The sequence below is a fragment of the Streptomyces californicus genome (assembly GCF_000717645.1).
Lineage (GTDB): Bacteria > Actinomycetota > Actinomycetes > Streptomycetales > Streptomycetaceae > Streptomyces > Streptomyces californicus.
The window spans coordinates 1-1,221 of the sequence record NZ_JNZZ01000073.1 but is presented as its reverse complement, the minus strand read 5'-3'; the positions used below and the strand labels follow the sequence as shown (position 1 = coordinate 1,221).

1 protein-coding gene is annotated in these 1,221 nt (G+C 66.5%); it reads left to right on the top strand.

Annotation, left to right across the window (positions count from 1 at the left end):
- Positions 1–286 precede the first annotated feature (286 nt).
- A complete protein-coding gene (locus IF19_RS1000000137900) occupies positions 287–727 on the top strand; it encodes a hypothetical protein (RefSeq protein WP_030112170.1) in 441 nt (146 codons plus the stop codon).
- Positions 728–1,221: the final 494 nt, after the last annotated feature.

The window sequence follows — 1,221 nt, the reverse complement described above, 5'->3', positions numbered from 1 at the left end:
CTACAGGATGGGGTCGGGAGGGTATGGCCCGGCGCACCAGTGGTGCGGTCCTCCGGGTCTGCATCACGCGGTACCTGTGTAAACGTAGCGTTTTTACGCTACCCCCTCCTCCTGCATCTGTCCGGCTCGCGCATCACGAGGGGTGCCTGTGTAAACGTAGCGTTTTTGCTCTACCACCGGCCGGTGTACCCGGGGTACCGGAAAGCTTTTTTGCTTGGCAACAGGCAACCCCTCGTAAAGGAGTCTTTTGCGAGGGATGATGATTTGAAAGGCAGGGAGGGATTTTATGCTGACGCTGATTGCGGTTATGGGGACTTTGGCCGGTGCTTTGCTGACGGGGGTGCTCCAGCATTTCGCGCAGCGGGCGCAGAGAATGGCGCAGGAGGCTGCCGAGCGGCGGAGTGCGGGAATGGATGCGGTGGCTGCTTTATGCGTGGCTCTGGCGGACCACCGGGCGGCGATGTGGGATCTGGGAACGGTCCGGCTCGCGGGGGGCGAGCCGGAGCCGGCTCGGGCGGAGGCGCGGCGGACGCGGTCGGCGGTGACGGACCCGCTGGTGCGTCTCCAGCTCCTTGTGCCGGGGGCCGGGGAGGCGGCGCGGCAGGCGGTGGGGGCGGTGTTCGGCATGCGGGAGGCGCAGAGTGCGGTGGAGCTTTGGGAGTCGCGGGAGCGGGCGGCGGTGGCGGCTGAGGAGGTGGTGGCGGTGGGCCGGGGGGTGCTCGTGTAGCGGGCCCTGGTTGCGTTCGACGGCCCTGATGGCCAGCGAGTCACCAGAGCCTCGTCCTGAGCGAGGACGCGCGTGCGAGCCCGTTCCCGCTCTTCCTGCGGCCGGGTGGGGTCGGCCTGTCTGTGACAGTTCGCGCCGCCGCAGGCAGGCGGACTTCGGATCCGGGGGATACGTGGCGGCGGCTTGGGATTACCGGATTTCTGCGATGGGCGGCAAAAGCGTCAGGTCGTCCTATGTGAATTTAGGGCGGCTGGTTGCTGCGATGTATCGGCGGGACTGCGTGATGACGGAGGCGCGGCCATCGGTGCGTTGTAGCGTGGATTCTTTTGCCGTGGGTATTTGTGCGGCATTTTCTCCTTCCGGTGTCGGGGTTGGCAGACTCGGTGATGTTCCGGGGGTGCAGGCACAGCGCCGTCAAGAAAACCGTGTCGCATTTTACCGGTTTCCGGGGTCTGTGCCGGTCTAGCGTCGGCGTCCTTGCCGGGGGGCGGGGG

Bases quoted from the DNA above. Each gene is read 5' to 3' on its own strand.
- IF19_RS1000000137900 (WP_030112170.1), top strand. From the start codon at position 287: ATGCTGACGCTGATTGCGGTTATGGGGACTTTGGCCGGTGCTTTGCTG.